Annotated in this window: 17 protein-coding genes and 2 pseudogenes; 11 read left to right on the top strand and 8 right to left on the bottom strand. The window is 52.1% G+C overall.

Annotated features, from left to right (window positions below):
* The first annotated feature begins 79 nt into the window (after positions 1–79).
* A complete protein-coding gene (locus ACFPQ4_RS01960; protein WP_378110044.1) occupies positions 80–235 on the top strand; it encodes a stalk domain-containing protein in 156 nt (51 codons plus the stop codon).
* Between the two features lie 11 nt (positions 236–246).
* Here the strand turns inward: ACFPQ4_RS01960 and ACFPQ4_RS01955 are convergent, their stop codons facing one another.
* From ACFPQ4_RS01955 to ACFPQ4_RS01940, 4 genes and pseudogenes are all read right to left on the bottom strand, one after another.
* Entirely contained in the window at positions 247–2313 is a 2067-nt protein-coding gene (locus tag ACFPQ4_RS01955; protein WP_378110043.1) for an ATP-binding protein, read from the bottom strand.
* Positions 2314–2673: 360 nt separating this feature from the next.
* Positions 2674–2919 (bottom strand): HPr family phosphocarrier protein, encoded by a 246-nt coding sequence (locus ACFPQ4_RS01950; protein WP_378110042.1) that lies wholly within the window; start codon positions 2917–2919, stop codon positions 2674–2676.
* 46 nt (positions 2920–2965) lie between these two features.
* Positions 2966–3691: pseudogene (locus ACFPQ4_RS01945) on the bottom strand (NAD(P)-dependent malic enzyme); the annotation flags it as partial.
* A pseudogene (locus ACFPQ4_RS01940) lies at positions 3684–3932 on the bottom strand (prolyl hydroxylase family protein); the annotation flags it as partial. The pseudogenes ACFPQ4_RS01940 and ACFPQ4_RS01945, both read right to left, overlap by 8 nt.
* Before the next feature lie 437 nt (positions 3933–4369).
* Between ACFPQ4_RS01940 and ACFPQ4_RS01935 the strand changes: the two are divergent.
* The 8 genes from ACFPQ4_RS01935 to ACFPQ4_RS01900 all read left to right on the top strand — a co-directional run bounded on the left by ACFPQ4_RS01935 (position 4370) and on the right by ACFPQ4_RS01900 (position 14149).
* Positions 4370–5389 (top strand): LacI family DNA-binding transcriptional regulator, encoded by a 1020-nt coding sequence (locus tag ACFPQ4_RS01935; RefSeq protein WP_378110041.1) that lies wholly within the window; start codon positions 4370–4372, stop codon positions 5387–5389.
* A gap of 135 nt (positions 5390–5524) precedes the next feature.
* A complete protein-coding gene (locus ACFPQ4_RS01930; protein WP_378110040.1) occupies positions 5525–7648 on the top strand; it encodes an amylo-alpha-1,6-glucosidase in 2124 nt (707 codons plus the stop codon).
* Between the two features lie 127 nt (positions 7649–7775).
* The gene (locus ACFPQ4_RS01925) at positions 7776–9110 is read left to right on the top strand and encodes an ABC transporter substrate-binding protein (protein WP_378110039.1); all 1335 of its coding nucleotides are present in this window, start codon (positions 7776–7778) and stop codon (positions 9108–9110) included.
* A gap of 178 nt (positions 9111–9288) precedes the next feature.
* Positions 9289–10185 (top strand): carbohydrate ABC transporter permease, encoded by an 897-nt coding sequence (locus ACFPQ4_RS01920; protein WP_378110038.1) that lies wholly within the window; start codon positions 9289–9291, stop codon positions 10183–10185.
* A gap of 11 nt (positions 10186–10196) precedes the next feature.
* Positions 10197–11024 (top strand): carbohydrate ABC transporter permease, encoded by an 828-nt coding sequence (locus ACFPQ4_RS01915; RefSeq protein ID WP_378110037.1) that lies wholly within the window; start codon positions 10197–10199, stop codon positions 11022–11024.
* Between the two features lie 178 nt (positions 11025–11202).
* On the top strand, positions 11203–12009 hold the full coding sequence (locus tag ACFPQ4_RS01910) for an alpha/beta hydrolase (RefSeq protein WP_378110035.1): 807 nt from the start codon (positions 11203–11205) through the stop codon (positions 12007–12009).
* 169 nt (positions 12010–12178) lie between these two features.
* Complete coding sequence (locus tag ACFPQ4_RS01905; RefSeq protein WP_378110034.1) at positions 12179–12673, top strand: NfeD family membrane protein; 495 nt, start codon at positions 12179–12181, stop codon at positions 12671–12673.
* A gap of 39 nt (positions 12674–12712) precedes the next feature.
* Positions 12713–14149 carry a flotillin family protein gene (locus ACFPQ4_RS01900; protein WP_378110033.1) on the top strand — a complete coding sequence of 479 codons (1437 nt, stop codon included), beginning with the start codon at positions 12713–12715 and terminating at the stop codon, positions 14147–14149.
* Positions 14150–14592: 443 nt separating this feature from the next.
* On the opposite strand, the gene ACFPQ4_RS01895 is transcribed toward ACFPQ4_RS01900, so the two are convergent.
* Together ACFPQ4_RS01895 and ACFPQ4_RS01890 are read right to left on the bottom strand one after the other, a co-directional pair.
* Positions 14593–14916: an ArsR/SmtB family transcription factor gene (locus ACFPQ4_RS01895; RefSeq protein WP_378110032.1), complete on the bottom strand. Its 324-nt coding sequence runs from the start codon at positions 14914–14916 to the stop codon at positions 14593–14595.
* Between the two features lie 21 nt (positions 14917–14937).
* On the bottom strand, positions 14938–15825 hold the full coding sequence (locus tag ACFPQ4_RS01890; RefSeq protein WP_378110031.1) for a helix-turn-helix domain-containing protein: 888 nt from the start codon (positions 15823–15825) through the stop codon (positions 14938–14940).
* Positions 15826–15952: 127 nt separating this feature from the next.
* On the opposite strand from ACFPQ4_RS01890, the gene ACFPQ4_RS01885 reads away from it, so the two are divergent.
* Positions 15953–18613, top strand: a complete 2661-nt coding sequence (locus ACFPQ4_RS01885; protein WP_378110030.1) for an alpha-L-rhamnosidase — start codon at positions 15953–15955, stop codon at positions 18611–18613.
* 78 nt (positions 18614–18691) lie between these two features.
* Here the strand turns inward: ACFPQ4_RS01885 and ACFPQ4_RS01880 are convergent, their stop codons facing one another.
* On the bottom strand, positions 18692–20011 hold the full coding sequence (locus ACFPQ4_RS01880) for an alpha-L-fucosidase (protein ID WP_378110029.1): 1320 nt from the start codon (positions 20009–20011) through the stop codon (positions 18692–18694).
* 121 nt (positions 20012–20132) lie between these two features.
* On the opposite strand from ACFPQ4_RS01880, the gene ACFPQ4_RS01875 reads away from it, so the two are divergent.
* Entirely contained in the window at positions 20133–20978 is an 846-nt protein-coding gene (locus ACFPQ4_RS01875; protein ID WP_378110028.1) for a helix-turn-helix transcriptional regulator, read from the top strand.
* Between the two features lie 152 nt (positions 20979–21130).
* On the opposite strand, the gene ACFPQ4_RS01870 is transcribed toward ACFPQ4_RS01875, so the two are convergent.
* Positions 21131–21766, bottom strand: a complete 636-nt coding sequence (locus tag ACFPQ4_RS01870; protein WP_378110027.1) for a prolyl hydroxylase family protein — start codon at positions 21764–21766, stop codon at positions 21131–21133.
* Between the last annotated feature and the right edge of the window lie 241 nt (positions 21767–22007).

Below are 22007 nucleotides of genomic sequence, written 5' to 3'. Positions count from 1 at the left end.
AAACGGCCATCTCTTCGCATCGCTAAGATCGGTATCCACTGCCCTCGGAGCCAAATTTTCCGTATCCGGCAGCACGATCATGATCGGAGGCAAGAAGCTGGTTACGACCGCCGACAACAAGCCGTACCTCGTTAAAGGTGTCAACTACGTAGCCGTCGATACCGTCGCACAGCTTCTTGGCAAATCCTATACATGGGATCCGACAGCCAAGCTGCTCTCCATTAAGACCAAATAAACCGGTACGTATCACGGGAAGAAATCGTCCGCCAGTCGGCGGACGGCTTTTTTCAAATAACGGTAGTAGGTCGACATGGGAAGTCCGAGCCGATAAGCGACGGTCTCGTGAGAGCCGATTCGCTCGATGTAAAACAGCTTCAAGATCCGATTCTGCGTCTGTTCTTGTCTCTTCCCATTCGCCAATCTCTCAAGACTCTCTTCTACCAGGCTTGCGATTCGGGCCGATAACGCTTCGTATCCTTTGTGGGCCGGCATTCCGGAGCCCAGGCTGCCGATAGCATCCAGCAGAGAACTCTCTCGATTCAATGAATGGTATCGTTCCAGCACTTGCTTAACCAGTTCAATACGAGTACCTTGGGCGATAGAAATCGGCTTCATGCCGCCCGCAACGGAAATCCGATGGAAGAAGTCTTCGTTCCTCAGGTCGATACGCGCCGCTTTCCAGTGAAGCCCTCCGGGAGAGCGGTAGTCGGCCCACGGGATTCGCTCGAACCCGATCCGGCAACTCGACTCGAGCGGACCTTCGATCGGAGTGATCAGGGATACCCGCTTGCCTGTAATCCCGCGAGACAGATGCTCCTGCACAATAACCGAGCTGAGCGCCGGTTCGAATTCCCGCTGAGTGCCAAGGATCCAGACCAAATATTCCTTCTCGTGCGGCGGCGTTTCCTTAATAAAGGTACGATATACGCAATTGTCGGCAAAAATCGGACGCGTTCTTTCATTGATCGGCACGAACGTGTATATTCCGGCGACCTTATCTTCATAGTAAACGACTCGAAACGCGGAAGGCTCCACTTCCCATACGGCGTCGAGAAAAGCGTATTGCATCGTGTCGTCAGGTAAAAACGGGGGGAAACTGAGCATAAATTGCTGAATCATCTCGCCCAATAGAGATACGTGTTCTTGAGCCGCGGCCCGAATCTCGAACCCCGAGCGATCTCCGTAGAAATAAAAGCTCTTCATAAATTCATCGGAGAACAGAAAAGCCTTTTCTAGCCGCAGCAATTGTTTGCGTTCCTCGTCGCCCGGATCCGTCTTTACCCATCGCCGTTCGATGGCGGTCAGCGCCCGTTGCTTGTAGGTCGCATGCGTATCGGGAGCGCGGTGCTCCAGTTCATCGTTCATCCATTTGCGCACGGCATCCAGAATGTAATAACCTCCCTGCCGAAACAGCTTTACATAGGGAAGATTGCAAAAGTCGTTGAACAAGGATTGCGGGATTTCCTCTCCTAAAATCCATTGCAGCATGTCCTGATCGAATCGCCATAGAAGCGAAGCGGCGGCAAGCAGCCGTTTGTGCTGCATTGGCTCTTCTCCGTCCCGGAACAGGGTGCGATCCATCGAGGCGATAATGGACTGGGTCTGTCCCCCCTCCAAGAACGAAGAAGCCCCGTGCCTCAATACCGTTTCGCATGCCAGCGAAAGCGCCAGCGGAATTCCGCCCGAGAACTGTTCGATCGTATAACGAAGCTCTGGGTCGGCGATGCCGCAAGCGATCGTATAATATTCCATTTCCCTTCTGTTCAACGGGGATAATCTCATATTCCGACACCCCCCGCTCCAGTCGGAGGCGGACAGCAACCCTTCATCGAGCGGGTATCTTCCGGCCGAATAGACTTTGACCCGCACCGTCAATAGGGGCAACCACTTTTCCCATAGCCACGTCCCAACCGCTCCCCACTGATCCATACTATCGAGCAGCAGGGCGATGCCGCCGGTCCGTTCAGCAATTCGATTGATCGACTCGGCTTCCGTTTCCCCCGGCCTTGATTCATCCGTCGGTTGATCCAGAGGTAATCCCGCGTTCGCTAATCTCATTCGCAAGGCTTCCGCAAAATGAGCTGGATTCAGGAAGGAACGGCCATCCACATATAAGAAGAGTCGTTCTCTAGCTGTCCACTGAAAAGCCCGAAGCAAAGCGCTTTTTCCTATACCTCCAGGACCGTGAATATGAATAAGGCACCAGTCGTCATTCATACTCTCCAGTTGCTGCCGCATGACGGCCAGCTCTTTCTCCCGCCCTACGAAACGTTTCTGTTGCAGATCATCAAGCACCTGACGAACCATCTTCATTGTCGTTTTATCGCTCCCGGTAAGCGCCGCGTATTTAATATTAATAAGATATTAACCTCCGCTAATTAAAAAAGCTGTCGAATCAGGAGAGAGGAGAATGAAGCTCATCCATGAATATGCCTCGGTCAAGAGTTAATGGAGCCCCAAGACAGATCCCTTTATCTCCTCCGAGACAGCTCATCCTAAGAAACAAACGCAAAAAGTAAAAATGAGGATGGAGCAGGGTCTATATCTGCTCCATCCTCATTTTGTTTTGGTCTATTGCGGCCTTCTTAAGTAGATTGTGGGCAAGCGAACTAAAAAGTGAGAGCTCAGTCATTTATTAATGACTTTTGGCACACCCCCTTCCTTGCTGCTTGATTACACTCCGAACTGTACCGCGAGACCGTGCTTCTCGAATATTTCCTTCATAGCCTTTTTAGCTTCCGCTTCGTCAGGTCCATGAACATCAAGACGGTAAGCTTTGTCCCGAATCAGGGATAAAGTCAAGCCAAGGATGCTTTTGACATCGATGCATTTGCTATCGCAATGAAGAACGATGCTGGATTGATAGCTGCCGGCCGTCTGGTTGATTTCGACAATGGCTGTGGTCGCGATTCCGCTCATTTAAGCCCCTCCTACCAGAAGATTTGGGAAAGATAGACGACAACGGTCACCGGAAATCCCTTGGTATTCTTCTGGCCTCGCCGGTTTCGATCGCGGCCTGGATCACCGCTGCCCTGACCTTGATCACGACCTCTTCGTTAAAGACGCTAGGAATGATGTACTGCTCATTCAGCTCCTCGGCTCCGACCACGGAGGAGATCGCTTCAGCGGCGGCCAGCTTCATTCGTTCGTTAATCGAACGGGCCCGGCATTCCAATGCCCCCCGGAAAATACCGGGGAAACACAGCACATTGTTGATTTGATTCGGATAGTCGCTCCGTCCTGTCGCCATTACGCGCACATACGGCTCCGCGGACTCGGGGTCGATCTCCGGCTCGGGATTGGCCATCGCGAAGACGATCGGATCCCTGGCCATCTTCTTCAAATCTTCCACCTTGAGCACGCCCGGTCCCGATAGTCCGAGGAATACATCCGCATCCTTCAGCACTTCCGACAACGACCCCGTTGCGCGATGCGGATTGGAGTGATCAGCGAGCCACCGCCACATCGGATTGGCATAATCCTCGCCGGCGACAATCGCCCCATGCCGGTCAACCGCAATTAAATTCCGGACACCCGCAGCCAGCATCATTTTCGAACAAGCTACTCCTGCCGCGCCTATGCCGACGACGACAACCTTGATGTTTTCCAGGCTTTTGCCGACAATCTTCAGCGCATTCAGAAGTCCCGCCAGCATGACGACGGCCGTGCCGTGCTGATCGTCGTTAGCGATAGCTTTGCCTTCTCATCCACTGTGTGGCTATCCATTTCTCCCCTACCGTTACGGGATTTCCGGCATGCAACGTTAGTTCATTCAGGCGGTCATCGGTATAAAAATATTCGAAATAGACGGCACTGCCTTTTCTAGGCGTTACCGAAAACCCCAGCGAAGGAAAATACGTCTCGCCGCCTTCCTCTACGTCGTTAAGATACATAATCAGCGTGCTAATGCGATTGTTGATGACCTCACTGGACGTAAAGCCAAGGCCCCTAGCCCAAGCATAATGGGAATTTCCAAGCCGGCGCATAGACTGACCACCGCGCCGACATCCGCATGCGTGCCTTGCAGCTCATTCACAATGAATAGCGGGGTATTGATCCCGTTAACGAAATTGACGATGAACATCAAGATAAAGGCGGTCCACGGCATCCAGATCTGCTTATTTCTAAGCGAATAGCGCTCCGCGGTTTGTGCTTTCCTTGCATGGCCTTGCGCCGGTACACGTTGTTGCAGGAACACGAATGCGAGAGCGGCAATGAGAACATAAATGACGGATGTCCCCGCGAAGAGTCCCTCGTATCTCATAGCGTGGTCATCACTTTGCGGCGGTAGCGGTAAAAATAAAGCGCTTGCAAATGATCGGCGGTTTCCTATATAATTAACCCGAAACGTTTTGGAAAGGTGATACGGATGGCAACCATTAAAGATATCGCGAAAAAGGCAGGCGTATCCGTCACTACGGTTTCCAGAGCCTTGAACGGTTATGATGACGTTAGCGAAGAAACGAGAAAGAAGATTCAAAAAACGGCCTCCGAGCTATCCTATAGCCCCAACGCCGTGGCCCGAAGCCTCGTGTCCAAGAAAACGCGTACGATCGGCCTCATTATTTCCGATATCAACCGCGCGGGCGCGAAGGACGCATTCGCATATGAAGTGCTATGCGGCATCAATGACCGCACGGGTGAACTGAATTACGATTTGCTGCTGTTCAGCACGAATCCATCGAAGCAAATGGAAAAGTCGTACACCGCGCTTTGCAGGGAACGGAACGTAGAGGGCGCGATCATGTCCGGACTACGCATAGACGACCCTTATTTGCAGGAAGTCATTGAACAGAATGCTTTCCCATGCGTGCTGATCGATATTCCCAAGGCTGGAGAGAACGTTGCTCACATCACGTCAGACAATCGGCTTGGCGCTACCAAGGCAGTTCGTCATTTGTTAGAAGGCGGACATCGGCATATCGCCATGATCAATGGCCACGATCAGGCTTTCGTCAGCATGGAACGGTTGAGCGGATTTAAAGATGCCTTAGTGGAATTCGGATTGCCCGAAGATACCAATCCCGTATATGACGGGAAGTTCTCAGAAGACGGCGGCGCAGAGGCTATGTATCAAATTTTGCTGCAGCATCCCGAGGTCACCGCGGTATTTTGCGCAAGCGACTTGATGGCGCTTGGGGCGATGCGAACACTGGAGCGGATGAACCGCAACGTTCCGGGGGATATCTCCATCGTCGGGTTCGACGACATCAATATCGCCGCTTACTGTTCGCCGAAATTGACGACAGTCAGACAAGACAAGTACGAGCTCGGCTATCAAGCTGCTCAAATGTTGATCGACATGCTAGAGAACAGAACCGATAACAGAAAAGTAATCCTGACCAATCAATTGATCGTCAGGGAAAGCACGCGGTCGATTATCGACTGATTTCTTGTTTTTTTTATCTTTTTCCGAAACGTTTCGGGATTATTTTTTCTCCTTACCCGAAACGTTTCGGGTTTCATTTGATTGACTTAACGATTACTTGGAAAGTCTATACAACTAGACAAGGTGGAGATGGGAATGAAATACAGAGTCATTAAAAACAACGACTTGTTCCTGATGACAGACCATTACGGAAATATTCAAGGGGATCTTCAGGGCGGTCTTTACACGAAAGATATGCGGTTCCTCAGCAAACTGGAGCTTACGATCAACGGTAAGCGTCCCCTGCTTTTGTCCTCCGCTGCGGACGAGAACTTCGTTGCCAGAATCCGCATGACCAACGAGCATGAAGAAGAGGACGGCAAGGTTCGGTTGTGGAGAGAATCGTTAGAGCTGATCCGCGAACGGTTTATTTACGGGGATGTCCTATATGAAACGATCTCCATGATGAATTATTCGACTAAAACGATTTCATTCGATCTTGGAATGGCTTTCGACGCGGACTACAGCGACATGTTTCTTGTCCGAGGCTTCCAGCCTGCCGAAGAGCTCGGCAAGGTAACGGAGCGCAAAATGGACGACAACGGTTGGCATACCGTATACATGGGCGTAGATGGCGTAAGAAGGGAAACGGCTATCGCATGGGACTCGAAACCCGATCAAATCGCCGAATCGGGAAAAGTGTTGTTCCAAATCAATTTGGAGCCTGCTAAAGCAAGGCAGATCACTTTTACGATCTCTCCTTCTATTGATGGAAATTATCCGACTACGCAACCTCGCGAGGTTGCGCTTCAGGAGTTGCAGGCGTCTTACGAGCGATGGGGGAACAATCACACGAAAGTCGACAGCGATTCGCCTGTTCTGAATCGTCTTTACGACCGCGGAGTACAGGATCTGCGCGTACTGCTTAGCGACTTCGGGTACGGCTTGTTCCCGGTCGCGGGATTGCCTTGGTATGCGGTTCCGTTCGGAAGAGACAGCTTGATCGCCGCATTGCAGATGTTGCCGCTCAATCCAGAGGTTGCCCGCGGCACTCTGAAGATGATGGCTGCTTACCAGGGCGACGAGTTGAATCCGTGGAAAGACGAGCAGCCCGGGAAAATCATGCACGAAATGCGAAGCGGCGAGTTGGCCCGCTCAGGCCAAGTTCCGTTCGCTCCTTATTACGGAAGCATCGATTCTACCCCCCTGTTCGTTGTCCTGGCGGCAGAATATGCCCATTGGACCGGGGATTTGGATACGATCGCCGGCTTGATGCCGAATATTGAAAGAGCTTTCACCTGGATGGATCAGCATGGCGATCGGGATAACGACGGAATGGTCGAGTATTATCAAGAGTCGTCCAAAGGAATCGCCAACCAAGGGTGGAAAGATTCCGCCGATTCCGTCATCCACGCCAATGGCGAATTCGCGATCGCTCCGATCGCCTTAGTCGAAGTCCAAGGCTACGTCTATCAGGCGAAGAGCAGGCTGGCGCCTATCGTTGAAAAGCTCGGCTTCGAGGCGCTAGCGAAACGCCTTCGCGAAGAAATCGCTCTCCTCAAGAATAAATTCGAAGGTGCGTTCTGGATGCCGGAAGAGCAGTTCTACGCAATCGCTTTGGACGGAAACAAAGAACAGGTGCGTTCCGTTACCTCCAACCCCGGTCATTTGCTCATGAGCGATATCATCTCGGCCGAGAGAGCCCAACAAGTCGCGCAACGGCTAGTGGCTAGCGATATGTTCGGCGGATACGGCATTCGCACCATGTCCAGCGGTTCAACGGGCTACAATCCGATGAGCTACCACGATGGCAGTGTCTGGCCTCACGATAACTCTCTTGCTCTGCTAGGGATGAGCCGGATGGGCTTTAAAGAAGAAGCGTCGACCGTAATCTCGGGACTTCTCAAAGCGGCGGAGCATTTCGAATATACCCGACTTCCGGAGCTGTTCTGCGGCTATGACGATACGATCGGCTATCCGGTATCCTACCCGGTTGCTTGCTCTCCGCAAGCATGGGCTGCCGGAACATCCGTCTCTATCATACAAGCGATTCTGGGGATTCGCCCCGATGCGCCGAACGGCAAAGTCTCTCTCGATCCGTTCCTACCCGGTAACGTTAACCGTTTGACGGTACGGGATTTGCCCGTTGCCGGCGGCACCCTATCCGTCAAGCTGACGCGTAACACCGGCACGGATACCGTTCATGCGGAAATTTTGGACAATAGCAGCGGATGCCGAGTCGAAATCGTCGGCCAGACCGCAGAGGTTCAACGGAATTAAGCAGGCGAAGATAAGCGTTTGCCGTCGACGATCGACCGGCTGGTACCGCCGGCTCGTAACTCGTCGATCCAAGCGACTTTCCCTAGCCGTTTAATTATATAAACAATAAAAGGGAGGAAGATTTTCAATGAAAAAGCACTTATCCACGTTATTGGTTCTAATGCTTGGTCTTGCCTTGGTTCTTTCCGCATGCGGCAACAACTCGAACAAAAACGAAGGAGCTTCTCCTTCCACGTCTTCTCCTTCCGCATCCCCATCGGCCGAGCCGTCCGCTACTCCGGAGCCTGCCAAGGATCCCGTTGAAGTGACGCTCGCAGGCTGGGGCTCTTCGCCGGAAGAACAAGCTTTGTTGCAACAGGTGCTCGATGAATTCCAAGCCAAAAACCCTGACGTTAAAGTCAAATACGAAGTCATCGCCGATCAGTATATGGACGTGATCAAGACCCGATTGATCGGTGGCGAAGCTCCTGACGTGTTTTATCTGGATGCATTCGAGGCTCCTGCCCTGATCGCGAAAGACGTACTCGAGCCGCTTGATAGCTATGTAACGGACGAGTTCGATACAAGCGATTTCGAAGCGCCTATGCTGAACGCATTCAAATCTCCGGATGGCAAAATGTACGGTTTCCCGAAAGACTACTCGACCCTTGCTTTGTTCTACAACAAAAAAATGTTCGCCGATGCGGGCATCGCGGCGCCTCCGGCAACTTGGGACGAACTGCAAGCCGATTCCGAGAAGTTGACGAAGAAAAACGGCGACAAAGTGGAAGTTTACGGATTGGGCCAAGCACCTGAATTGGCGCGCCAAATGTTCATGATCAAAGCGTTCGGCGGACAATTGTCCGACAGCGAAGGCAACGCTACATTCGCGACGCCTGAAGCCGAAAAAGGTCTTGCTCTCGTCGTCGACCAGCATAACAAAGCGAAGACGGCAGGCCAACCTTCCGACGTCGGCGCAGGCTGGGGCGGAGAAATGCTCGGGCAAGGAAAAGCCGCAATGGTTCTGGAAGGCAACTGGGCAATTCCTTATTTGCAATCCAACTTTGCCGACCTCGACTTCTCAACGGCTGAAGTTCCGACGGTTAACGGACAAAAAGGTACGATGGCCTTCACGGTTGCCTATGTTATGAACAAAAACTCCGAGAAAAAAGAGGCAGCTTGGAAGCTGATCTCTTACCTGACGGGCAAAGAAGGCATGAAGACTTGGACCAGCAAGGGCTTCGCCTTGCCGACCCGTAAATCGGTCGCCGCCGAGCTCGGCTTCGACAAAGACGCGTTGCGCGGCGCTCTGGTCGCAGGCGGATCGTACGCGACGCCATGGCAAGCAGGCACGACGCTGCCGACGATTATGAACAACTTCAACAATGAATTTGTAGCCGCTTACAATAATTTATCTTCCCTGACGGATGCGCTTAAAAAAGCGCAAGATACTGCGAACAAAGAAATCAAAGCCGGCAATTAAGATTCAGGCGTAAGCGAAGCAGGGGACGCATGAGGCGCTCAATGAACGTTTCTTGCGTCCCTCGCTTATCGCGGCGGCCTGGTTGGCGCGAAACGAGTGCAGCCGATGGCTTCATCGGGCGTAACGGCTTCAGTCGTGTCGCGCCCCAACGGATAAAGGCCGGAAGGAGAAACATCAAATGACTAAAACGAATGTCAAACGCAAGCTTAAGGAATTGCTCGCAGGATACTCTTTCATGTTTCCCGCTCTCATCGTTCTCGTCGTTTTTTTGTTGCTGCCGATCCTCTACTCGATCTTCCTGTCCTTTCACAAGGTGAATTTGCTTGGCCACGTCAGCTATAAATTTATCGGGACGGACAATTTCGAACGTATGGTAGACGATCCTAGGCTGTGGATCGCCTTAAAGAACACGTTCAGATACGCATTGATCGTCGTCCCTAGCCAAACCCTGCTAGCCCTCGTACTAGCGGCGATTCTAAATATGAAGCTGCGATTCCGCAATTTTTTCAGGGTTGCCTTTTATCTTCCGACCGTTACTTCGTCCGCGGTTCTCGTTCTCATTTTCATGTGGATTTACAATAAAAACGGGCTATTGAATTTTATTCTCGAGTCCGTTGGTTTACCGACTTACAATTGGCTCGGCGACCCGTCCGTCGCGCTATTTGGAATCATGATCATGAACATTTGGTCTACCGCGCCCCTATTTATGGTCATTTACTTGGCTGCCTTACAGGATATTCCCGACTCGTTGTACGAAGCGGCCGAAATCGACGGCGCGAATGCTTGGAAAAAGTTTTGGCGTATTACCGTGCCTCAGCTGAAGCCGGTTACCTTTTACGTTGTTGTCATGGGCGTGATCGGCACCTTCCAAATATTCGACCAATCGTACATTTTCTCTGGCGGTTCCGGCGGACCTAGCAATGCGACTTTAACTATGGTGCTTCTGATTTACCAATATGCCTTTAAGAATCTCGATATGGGCTACGCGTCAGCGCTGGCGTTCATGCTCGCGGTAGTCATCATGTTGATCACGGTTATTCAGAGACTGATATTCAAAGAAGAACGTCTGAATTAGGAGGGATTGAAATGCGTTCGTCGATTAGCCGTTTCAGGCCGTTGTTCTATGTGTTGCTTTCTGTCTATGCTGCCATTACATTCGTTCCGTTCTTATGGGCACTGTCCACCTCGTTCAAGACGCTTCCGGAGATCGTTCATGGCGGCATATCTTTGATACCGAAAAATTTTACTTTGGACAATTATCGGACCATTTTCCACCAGGAGCCGCTTTTCTTCCGTTGGTTTCTGAATAGCGCGATTATCGCCGTTTCGGTTACCGTATCTAATCTCCTGTTCAATTCCATGGCGGGATATGCGTTGGCCAGAATTCGTTTTCCAGGCAGCACCTTGATGTTCTACAGCATCTTGGCCATGATCATGATACCCGGCCAGCTTACCATCATCCCAAGCTATCTGATTATCAAATCCTTGGGCTGGCTGAACAGCTATGAGGCCATTATCGTCCCTATGGCTGCACAAGCAACGTACATCTTCATGATGAGGCAGTTCTTCATCAACTTTCCCCGCGAGTTGGAAGAAGCGGCGGAGCTCGACGGATTGGGACGGTTCGGATTGTTTTTCAAAGTCGTGCTGCCGCTTGCCAAACCCGCGCTAGCCGCGCAAACGATCTTTATTTTCATGGGCGCCTGGAACGAGTTCCTTAAACCGCTCATGCTAATCTCCGATAAGGCTATGTTTACTCTGTCGGTGGGCTTGAATACGTTTAAAGGTCAATACATCAGCTTCTGGAATTATATTATGGCCGCCTCCATCATCATGACGATTCCGGCTCTGCTGATCTACATCGGCTTTAACCGATTTTTCGTCAAAGGAATTACGTTTACCGGCAGCAAGTAAGCACAAAGCCAGAACTCTATTGAAGAGTTCTGGCTTTCTATGTTCGGCGATGGAGCCTGCCTAAGGCTCCTATTTTTTTGCCACTTGTCGGAATTGCGAGGTGCTGCCCCTCACCCTATACAAGCTTTCCCTCGCATGATAGTATGATGAGAAAACGGTTACAGGGGGATAAATTCCTATGAAACTCGAAACGATTAAGCTGGAGAACAGCAACAGCGCTACGCTTACCTTGTACCTTCACAATATTACGAAGGAGCTGGGCGACCAGGCGCGTCCGGCCATATTGGTCATTCCCGGTGGGGGCTACGAATTCGTCTCCGAGCGCGAGGCGGAGCCGGTTGCGATCGCGTTCTACAATGCAGGCTACCAAGTCGGAATACTGCGTTATTCCATAAAAGAAGAAGCGAGAAATATGCAGCCTATGGCGGAGGCGCTCACGGCGATTAAGCTGCTAAGAGAGAACGCGGAGGAATGGCTGATCGCGCCGGACAAAATCGTGACGTGCGGATTTTCGGCGGGCGGACATTTGGCGGCTTCCTGCGGCACGATGTGGAACGAACCCGCGCTTATGGAGAAGCTAGGCTACACGGACGATCGATACAAGCCGAATGCGATGATTTTGTGTTACCCGGTTATCTCGTCGGGCGAGTTCGCGCACCGGGGCTCCTTCACGGCCATAAGCGGATCCCATGAGAACGATGCGGTTGCCGAATTTTTCTCCCTCGACAAGCGCGTGAACGGCGAGACGCCGCCGACCTTCCTATGGCATACGGAGGACGATTCGGTCGTTCCGATCGAGAACGCGCTGCTGCTGATCGGCGCGCTGCGTAAGCATAAGGTATCGTTCGAGTGCCATATCTTCAATAAGGGACATCATGGGTTGTCCATGTGCAACGAGGAAGTGAATTCGCCACACCCTCATGCCGCCCACTGGTTCCCGCTATGCGTAGAGTGGCTCGGCTCGATCGGCTTCCCTGCGAAATAAGCGTGACATAGAGACAAAAGAGCGTTCCCGGCCAACAGGCCGAGAACGCTTTTTATTATTTATTGTCGAACGACATTTTCCGCGATCTCTTGCTAATTAGGGGGAACTTTCCATTTCCCCCTGCGTAATACTCTTATGGTCGAAATCATTCAGAAATGGGAGGTTTAACTTGGAAACTTTAATGATGGCGTTGTTTCTTATCGGCGTCGGGTACGCGGTCCTGACGACGATCGTCGGCGACCTCTTCGGCATGGAGGCGCACGCCGGAGGTCTGCCCTTCCTGTCGCCGACGGTAATCGCCACGTTCGTAACGGTATTCGGAGGAATCGGCTATTTGCTGCTGCATAATACGGACTTGACGGCGGTTCCCGTCGCGGGTCTCGCGCTGCTTGCGGCGCTCGGCGTTTCTTCCGCGATCCTGTTCCTCGTCGTTATACCGCTTCATGCGGCGCAGAAGGGCGTCGCGCTTTCCGCGAAGACGATGATCGGGCGCGAGGCCAAAGTCGTAACGTCCATCGAAGTTCGCCGCGTTGGCGAAATCGTATACGAGCAAGGAGGCTCCCGTCACAGTGCGCCCGCTAAAGCCAACGGGAACATCGAGCAAGGCGCCGAAGTGCGCATCGTCGGCGAGCTGGCCGGTACCTTCGTCGTAGAAAAAATATAAGTCAAATTCGCGCATAGACGCATAGAGAGGAAGATTTCATTGAACCTGGACGCCACGATCTATATTCCGGCTGGTATCGTTATCGTTATTTTCTTACTGATTATCGTATTCGCGTCGCGTTATCGCACGGTTAAAGCCGATGAAGCGATGGTCGTGACGGGAGCGCTGACGGGCGACGGCATGAAAATCGTCAAGGCAGGCGGCACGTTCCTGTGGCCGGTTGTCCAAAGCGCTTCTTTCTTGACCCTGCAAGTGCAGACGATCGAAATCCACACGCCGGAGGTTTACACGATGCACGGAGTGCCGGTCATGGTGGAAGGCGTCGCGCAAATTAAAATCAAAGGAGACCTGGAGTCGATTTCGACCGCCGCCGAGCAATTTCTGGGTAAGCCGGAAGCAGAGCTCAAGGGCATCGCGACCCAGACGATGGAAGGCCATCTGCGGGCGATTCTCGGTACAATGACCGTCGAAGACGTGTACCGCAACCGGGACGAGTTCGCCAAGAACGTCCAGGAAGTCGCGGCAAGCGACTTGAATAAGATGGGGCTGCAGATCGTCTCCTTCACGATTCGCGACGTCCGCGACAAGAACGGCTATTTGGAAGCGCTCGGACAGCCGCAGATCGCATCGGTCAAACGCGACGCGGAAATCGCCAAGGCGAACGCCTACCGCGACGAGCAAATCGCGAAGTCGAAGGCGCTCGAAGAAGGCAAGAAGGCCGAATTTACCGCGGAGACGAACATCGCCGAGTCGCACAAAGAGATGGAAGTGAAGAAGGCGGCGTTCAAGCAGGAGCAGGACATGAAGAAGGCGGAAGCGGACCAGGCTTACAAGCTGCAGGAAGCGAAGACGATGCAATCCGTCAAAGCCGAGGAGATGCAAATTCAAGTCATCGAGCGGGAAAAGCAGATCGAGCTCGAATCGAAGGAAATCGACCGCCGCGAGAAGGAGCTCGTCGCTACCGTGAAGAAGCAGGCCGAGGCGGAGCGTTTCGCGCAAGAGCAGCGGGCCGACGCCGATCGCTACCAGATCGAAGCCAAGGCGAAAGCCGACGCGGAATCGGTACGGCTCGCCGGTAACGCGAACGCCGATAAGGAAAGAGCCGAAGGTACCGCGCAGGCGGACGTTATCCGGCTTAAAGGTCTCGCGGAAGCCGAAGCGAAGGACAAAATCGCCGACGCGCTCCGCAAGTACGGCGAAGCGGCCGTCGTCGAGCTCATCATCCAGAAGTTCCCGGACATCGCGCGCGCGATATCCGAGCCGCTCTCGAGAACCGAGAAGATCGTCATCGTCGACGGAGGCGGAAGCGGTCCTGGCGGCGGAGCGAGCAAGGTCACCGGTTATGTCACCGATATTCTCGCCAAGATGCCGGAGACGGTGAACGCCTTGACCGGCGTCGACGTCAACCAACTGCTCCGCAGACTGGCGAACGGCGATGGCGCGATGAAGAAAGATGCCGGACCGGAGACGATTTAATGTTGCGGTAGGTTCTCGAGGGCTCATCCACTCCGAAGTCTCAGACCGGGAATCGGCATGACCCTTCGAGAGCCGCTGCTAGTTGCACAGCATACAGTTACTTTACCGATTTCGTCGAATAAGTGAGGGCTAGGTGGATTCCGTACACTTAGATTCCGGGAAACTGGCTGTTTGGGCTGGCGTGCGGCGATCTAGGTGTATTCAATACAACTCGCATAGCGTGGGACAACGAGTCTGCGGCAAATAGCTGTACGCAGTGCAACTAGTCCTGAGGCCTCACCTGATTCATGGCGATTAATTCTCCATCAACCAACAAACAACGGCAGGCGAAGACTCCTATTTCGAGTCCCCGCCTGCCGTTGCTTCTATGATCCGTACAGCGTACTTTCCGTTAGCTGGAGCGTCAAAGACGTTGAAGGAGATCGAACCTCATTCGTTATCCATCAGCTTGAAGCTGGAGCCGACTTGCCTAAGGCTTGCTTGAGCGTGTGTAACGCCTCAACCCGGTGACGCTCGAACTTGCCGATCCAACGCTCGTAAATTACCCCGATAGGTACCGGATTTAGATAATGCAGCTTTTCGCGCCCCTGCCATACGACGGTAACCAAATTAGCCTCCTCCAGCAGTAATAGGTGCTTCGTAACCGCTTGACGGGTCATCGTCATTTGTTTGCAAAGCTCTGTTAAGGTCTGACCGCTGTTCGCGTACAAGATGTCGAGTAATTGCCTTCGCGTGCTGTCTGCAAGTGCTTTGAAAAGTTTGTCCATGCGCTTAATATATGCAACAATTTAGTTGCATGTAAAATTCCCTTTTCGATAAGAACGAGGAGTTTGACCGGTTCTCATCTTGAACAACCTGACAAAGAAGCCTTTATCCTGATAACCTGTTCTCTCCGCAATTTCGGATACGGATAGGCGAGTCGTTCTTAGCAGCTCGCAACCGAGTTCAATTCTCAGGTTCTGAACATACCGAGTAAAGGTAACTCCCATTGCTTGGTTAAACAGACGATGGAAATGCCTTATGCTGATCCCGGCGGCATTCGCGGCTCGGGAGGCCGTAATGTTTTCAGTAAAACGATTGCGAATGAAGCTTATCCCCGCCCCAAGTAAGTTATCCGCGTTAGCCGGGGTCTCGCTTTCCGTCGTGGCAAGATGTCGTTCGATTTCCGTTGCAAGCGCGATAAACAAGCTATGCAATCTCGGTACGAAACCGATCCTGCGCTGAAGAAATTCCTGATGAGCTTGAACAAGCAAGGAGCGAAACGTACCGGAGGAATCGCGAACCTGCCTCCAGGTCGGTTGGGCCGGCACAAGGTTAAGAAGGGTAAGCGCCTCCTTCAAAGACTCCAGCCCCGGAAACCGCCCTAACGCTTCGGCAACCCGATCGGCCATGAAGATAAAGTTGTATACGACGAGCGCATGCTCAGGGCCGGTAGACCGCGGGCGGAAAACGTGCGAGGTACCCAGCGGCAATATAAACAGATCCCCGGGACTCACTTTTAGCTCCTCGCCCCCGATATAATGAATGCCATTTCCCTCGGCAACATAACAAATTTCCGTAAACTCGTGCTCATGTACTTGCAAGGAGAAGGACTCGGATATACGGCTCACGTTATAAGGCAAATCTTCGTCAAAGAAGAGTCGCGCCGGCGTAACTTCAATCTTTTTCCTAACCATAAGCGGCCTCCTCAAATGGCAATATCACCTCTAATTTTGGCATGATCATCCCTTTATTGTCCAGCTTGGAACGGTATAATGAGAGAAAAACCACCGATATTCAGCTTAAATAAAAGAGGTGAGCCGAATGAAAATAACAAGCTTAAAAACAGAGTATTCGATTAAGCCTCTTGGCATAGACGCCTTAAACCCGAGATTAAGCTGGCGCATGGAATCGGAAGATCGCGGCGCGAAGCAAACGGCCTATCAAATTATAGTTTCCTCTAGCCCTGAAGCCCTTGCGAAGGATAAAGGCGACTTGTGGAACACAGGCAAAATCAATTCCGGGCAGTTACACGCTATCCGGTATGAAGGAAGCGAACTTATATCCGGTCAACGTTGCTATTGGAAAATAAGAATTTGGGATCAAAACGATACTCCAAGCGGATGGAGCGATACGGAATGGTGGGAAATGGGGCTGTTGCAGGTCACGGATTGGCAAGGACATTGGATTAGCGGCAATCCCGCTCCAACGGATGTCGAAGCTCCGGCGCCTCTATTAAGAACAACCTTTCAATTAGATAAGCGAATCGCGCACGCCAGAGCTTATATTTGCGGTCTCGGTTATCATGAACTGCATATCAATGGCATTAAAATCGGCAACAACGTATTGGATCCGGGATTTACGAATTACGATCAACGCGTATTCTATGTGACTCACGATATTACATCTAACTTGAATACGGGCATAAACAGCATCGGCGTGGAGCTCGGACGAGGTTTTTACGCCCTCAAAACCCCGAACGTATGGCATTGGGAGCAAGCCTCATGGAATAGCGAGCCGAAGCTTCTCATCCAGGTGAACATCACTTTCGAGGACGGCTCGATTCAGTGGATTGCAAGCGATGAAACCTGGCGCACGATATCCGGACCAAGATTGAAAAACTCTTTATATAGCGGCGAAACCTACGATGCCAGCCTTGAAAAGCCGGGTTGGACGTCAGCCGAGTTCGACGATGCCGATTGGCCGACGGCCGCCTTGATAACGCCGCCTCCGGCGAAGCTGCAATCGCAAATCATTCCACCGATTCAAATCGTCGATTCCATTCGACCTACAAGCATTCGACGTTCGGATGCAGGTCACTTCATCGTCGATTTCGGCGTCAATATCGTCGGATGGGTGGAATTCCGAGCGCAAGGCCAAGCCGGTCATGCCGTGCAAATCAGATATGGCGAAAAATTAAATCCCGACGATACGGTAAATAACGAAAATTCGTACGTTCACGCGGAAAGCCAAACGGATCATTATATTTTCAGCGGTAACGGAACAGAAGCATGGGAGCCCGCCTTCAGTTATAAGGGCTTTCGTTACGTGCAATTGGATCATTGGCCGGAAGTACCGAGTCTAGATAGCATCAGCGGCAAAATCGTACGATCATCGGTGAGAACCACGGGGAAATTCAGCTGTTCCAACCCTTTATTCAACCAAATCTACGAAGCAACGAACCGTACTATCCTTAATAATCTGCATAGCATCCCGACCGATACGCCTGTCTACGAGAAGAACGGCTGGACGGGAGATGCGCACCTCATCGCGGAGACTGCCAATTATAGCTTTGACCTGCTTCTCTTCTGGGAAAAGTGGGTGCAAGACATTCAAGATTGTCAAAAACCCGATGGCGCCGTCCCTCTTATCGTGCCGGCTTCCAAGTGGGGATGGGACCATGCGCCGGTGTGGACCTCCGTATACGTTCTTATTCCTTGGTATCTCTATTCGCACTATGGGGATCGAAGCGTACTAGAGCAACACTACGGCACAATGAAAGCCTATGTGGAGTGGGAGATATCCAAGCTTAACGAGGATTATACCGCGCATAGCGTTCTTGGAGATTGGGTCCCCCCGGGCGCCGTCGAATGGGCGCCTCCGGAAGGATCTCGTTTGATGGCGGCGGCCTATGTGTTCCATATTCTCAAGACCATGAGCCGGATTGCCGAAGTCGTAGGATCGGAATCGGATGTCGAACGATTTAGCCATGTGGCTCAAAAGGTGGAAGCGAGCTTCCATACCGCTTTTTTCAACCGTGACAAAGGGATATACGAAACCGAAATCGAAGCCGGTTATCGGCAAGCTTCCAGTCTCATTCCGCTTGCGTTCGGGCTGACCCCTAATGAAGATAAAGCTCAAGTAGTCCACCATTTAATGCATGACATCATTAATGTCCGCGATAAGCATCTGAATACGGGAATCATCGGTACGAAATACATTCTTCCCGTTCTTACGGAATTGGGTTTCGGCAATGTCGCCTATGCGATCGCGGATCAACGAACTTATCCGAGCTGGGGATTCTGGCTGGAAAGCGGCATCCATACGCTGCTGGAAGAATGGGAGTTAAAGTCCCGGTCGCAAAACCATTACATGTTCGGCACTGTCGTAGAGTGGTTCTATAAGTATCTGGCCGGCATCATACCCGATGCACCAGGCTATCAATCCTTTACGGTAAAACCGCACGTCTTGGGATCGCTGACTCAGGTTTCCGCCGAAATAGAGACGCTGTACGGCGAACTTCAAGTGTCTTGGCAACTGTTCGAGGATGGCGATTTCCGCATGAAGGTAACGGTACCCGCAAACGCCCAGGCAACGATCTACATTCCGACCACGCATACCGATATCGTTAAGGAAAGCGATATCCCCTTGGAGTACGTGAAGGAATTAAGAATATTGGACTATGCAAATACGGATTATGTCTTATGCAAGGTAACCTCCGGAACGTATCATTTCAACTCTCGCCTCAATCCTAGCGTTATGTAGACATAGGATTGAGAAAAACAAGAGAAGCCCCCATGCAGATAGGGGGCTCCAATTGTTAGTTGACGCCTATTTAGTTGATCATTCTTCAATCAGCGTAATCTCGACGACCGTATCCCGCTCGTCCGGAAGCGGATACGTGCCGTGCTCCGGCCGCGCGAAGTTGAAGAAAGCGTCGTTCCGATACTGGCCCGCATTCCACGGACGCGAGACGAATACCTCCGCTCCGTCCGACAGAAGTCTTACAGCCTTCACGCGGCCCGCCAGTCCGAGAAGATTAACCGGCCCGACGCTCTCCTCGAGAAGATGAGCGTACAGCTTGTCGCCTTTGCGCGTATACCGGCCCCACTCGGGCTTCGGCAGATCGGCTTGTCCGCAACCGTAGATACTGTCTCCGTTCTTGCCCATCCATTCGCCGACTTCCTCGAGTACCGCAAGTGACTTTCGCGGAATTTCGCCTTTCGCATCCGGACCGACGTTGAGGAGCAAGTTGCCGTTCTTGCTGACGCACTCGACGAGCTTGCGGATAACCGTCTTGGCCGTCTTATAGATATGGTCTGTCGCATCGTAGCCCCAGTTGTTGTTCAGCGTGATACACGCTTCCCACGGAATGGAGTTGCCCCCTTCGTCCGTCACGCCGCTCGGCGGAATAATCTGCTCCGGTGACGCGAAGTCGCCCGAATAGATGCTCGGATTGTTCGTATAGATGGAGCCGCCTTCTCCACCGCTTGCGTCGAGCCGGTTGTCCACGATGATGTGCGGTTGAATGGATCGAATCATCTCCATCAACTCCGTCGCCCGCCACGCTTCGCCCTTCATTTTGTCGTAGGAAAAATCGAACCACATGATGTCGAGCTTGCCGTATTCCGTCAGCAGCTCGCGGACTTGTCCGTGCATATAGTCAATATAGACGCCGAAGCTGGCAGGATCTCGCTTGTAGGCCTCGTTGTCTCGCATCGGATGGAACGAATCCCCGTACGCCGGGTAGTCCGAATGATGCCAGTCGATCAACGAGTAGTACAGGCCGACCTTCAGCCCTTCCGCGCGGAACGCGTCGAGGAACTCTCTCACTAGGTCGCGTTCGCACTTCGTATTGGTCGATTTGTAATCGGTCAACTTGCTATCGAATAGGCAAAATCCGTCGTGATGCTTAGCCGTGAGAACCGCGTATTTCATCCCGGCTGCCTTTGCCGCCTTGGCCCATTCCTTCGGATCGTAGCGATCCGGATTGAACTCGTCGAAGTAGACTTGATAGTTCTCGTCGCTGATTCGCTCGACGCTTTTCACCCATTCCCCGCGAGCGGGAATCGCGTATAGCCCCCAGTGGATAAACATGCCGAAGCGATCTTGAAGGAACCACTCGGTGCGCTCGGTTCGTTGCTCGATATAGGATTGACTCATCGGATAATCAGGCCTCCATGACCTCGGATTTATCATTAGTCTAGCAACAATTTGTGATAAGCTATAGGCAACAAATTAGCCTAAATAGGGATCAGATTAACCTATGTCGAGGAGCCCCAGTATGCCGTTTAACCAGAACCCGGACTTTCTAAGCGAGATGATTCAGCATCTACAAGTTCACCTGGGGGAGGCGTACTATACCGAATGCTCGCCGCAATGGCGCGAGATCGATTACGTCCCCTCGCACAACAAATTTTATTTGATCTGCGGGGGCGACGGTTGGCTCCGGATTGACGGCAAGGATTACCAGCCGGTTCCCGGCCAGCTCGTGCATATGCCCGCCCACGTCCTGCAATCCTATTCCGCGGTCAACGATCGGCCTTATGCGAAGTACTGGTGTCATTTTACGGCAACGATGGGAGGGATGGATCTCTTTCAATGGTTAGATGCCCCTTACATCCTTGACGTTCCGGCGTCCCGTATGGACCACCTTAAATCGCTGTTCGGAGAGCTTGTCGACCTGTACCAGGATCGAAGCTACTTGGCGCGCATCCGGGAGAAGGCCATTCTGCTCGAGATCGTAGCCTGCTTCCTGACGGAATCGAACACGCACCTGCGGTTTATGCCGGGCCGTCTCGGCGATATCGAACGATTAAAGCAGATCGAGGCATTCATCAACGACCACCTGTCCGAAGCGCTGACGCTCGAACAGCTGGCCAAACACGTTCACCTGCACCCGAACTATCTTGTGCGCTATTTTAACAAGCACTTCGCGGTTTCGCCTCTCAAATATTTAAGCAGCAAGCGCATGCAGAAGGCCAAGTCGCTTCTCGGCTCGACCGATCTACCGGTCAAGGAGATCGCGGAGCGCGTCGGTTATCCCGACACCAACCACTTCGCCAAAGCGTTCCGCAAAGAAGCTAGCTGCTCCCCGACGGAGTACCGCTTGCGCGCCGGCCGAAGCTAGATCGCCCTTGATTGACCACGTTACGAGCCGTAAAAGCCGACAACGCAGCGACCTTTGGAGCTTGACGTTATCGAGACTATTAATAATCGAAGAGCCAAGCGGCGCACCGATTCTGGTGTCCTGCTTGGCTCTTTCATTGTCCGTACATCGTATTATAAGTAGCGATGCCGCTGTCTTCTCATCCACTGGGTCGCTACCCATTTTTCCCCGACCGTAACGGGATTCCCCGCATGCAGCGTCAGTTCGTTCAAGAGATTGTCGTTATAAAAGTATTCAAAATAGACGGCGCGACCTCGCTTAGGCATTACCGACAAACGAAGCGATGGGAAATACGTCTCGCCGCCCTCTTCTACATCGTTCAAATACATCACCAGCGTGCTAATCCGATTGTTGACGACCTGGCCGGTCGTAAAATAGTCATAATGAGGCTTATACTGATCGCCGGCTTTATAATGTAAAATTTGTAGCGGTTCGGCGTGGGAAACCGGAATACCCATCAGCTCGGATACCCTGGTCTCGACTTTAAGGACCAATTCGTTCTCGCTTTCCTCGAAAAACATACTGCTGTTCGTTCTAACATCGCTTTCCAGGTGAGTGCTGCCGATTTTAGCACGCTGCAGCCTGCTCTTAGCCAAGTCGATCAGAGCTTCGCATTCCATAGCGCTTAATACGTTGTCCAGAATGAGGATCAGCGGCTCGTCTATTTTGCCGACTATCGTAATCTCTTGGTCCGACGTATGGATCTTGTTACCGACTACATTCATAATCGTCTGTTCTTTAACGGTCATAGTCTCATCCTCCAATACTTGAGGAACCCATCGAAAGAACATGTGCGCTCAGTTAGATAGTTCGTTGCAAGGAAACAAAACCCTTTCAAAATTTCATATTTTTGATAAAGTCCATCCTATCGTCTAAAGGGGGGCAAATAACGCAACTACGGAGATCATCCTAAAGAAGAGAGACCGCCCTCGATGAGGACGGTCTCCGTTACGATCGTATATCGACCAAGTTATGCTCCCTCCGCGACCG

It is taken from the genome of Cohnella yongneupensis, from assembly GCF_042655785.1.
Taxonomy (GTDB): domain Bacteria; phylum Bacillota; class Bacilli; order Paenibacillales; family Paenibacillaceae; genus Cohnella; species Cohnella yongneupensis.
This window is presented reverse-complemented; position numbering and strand designations above follow the sequence as displayed.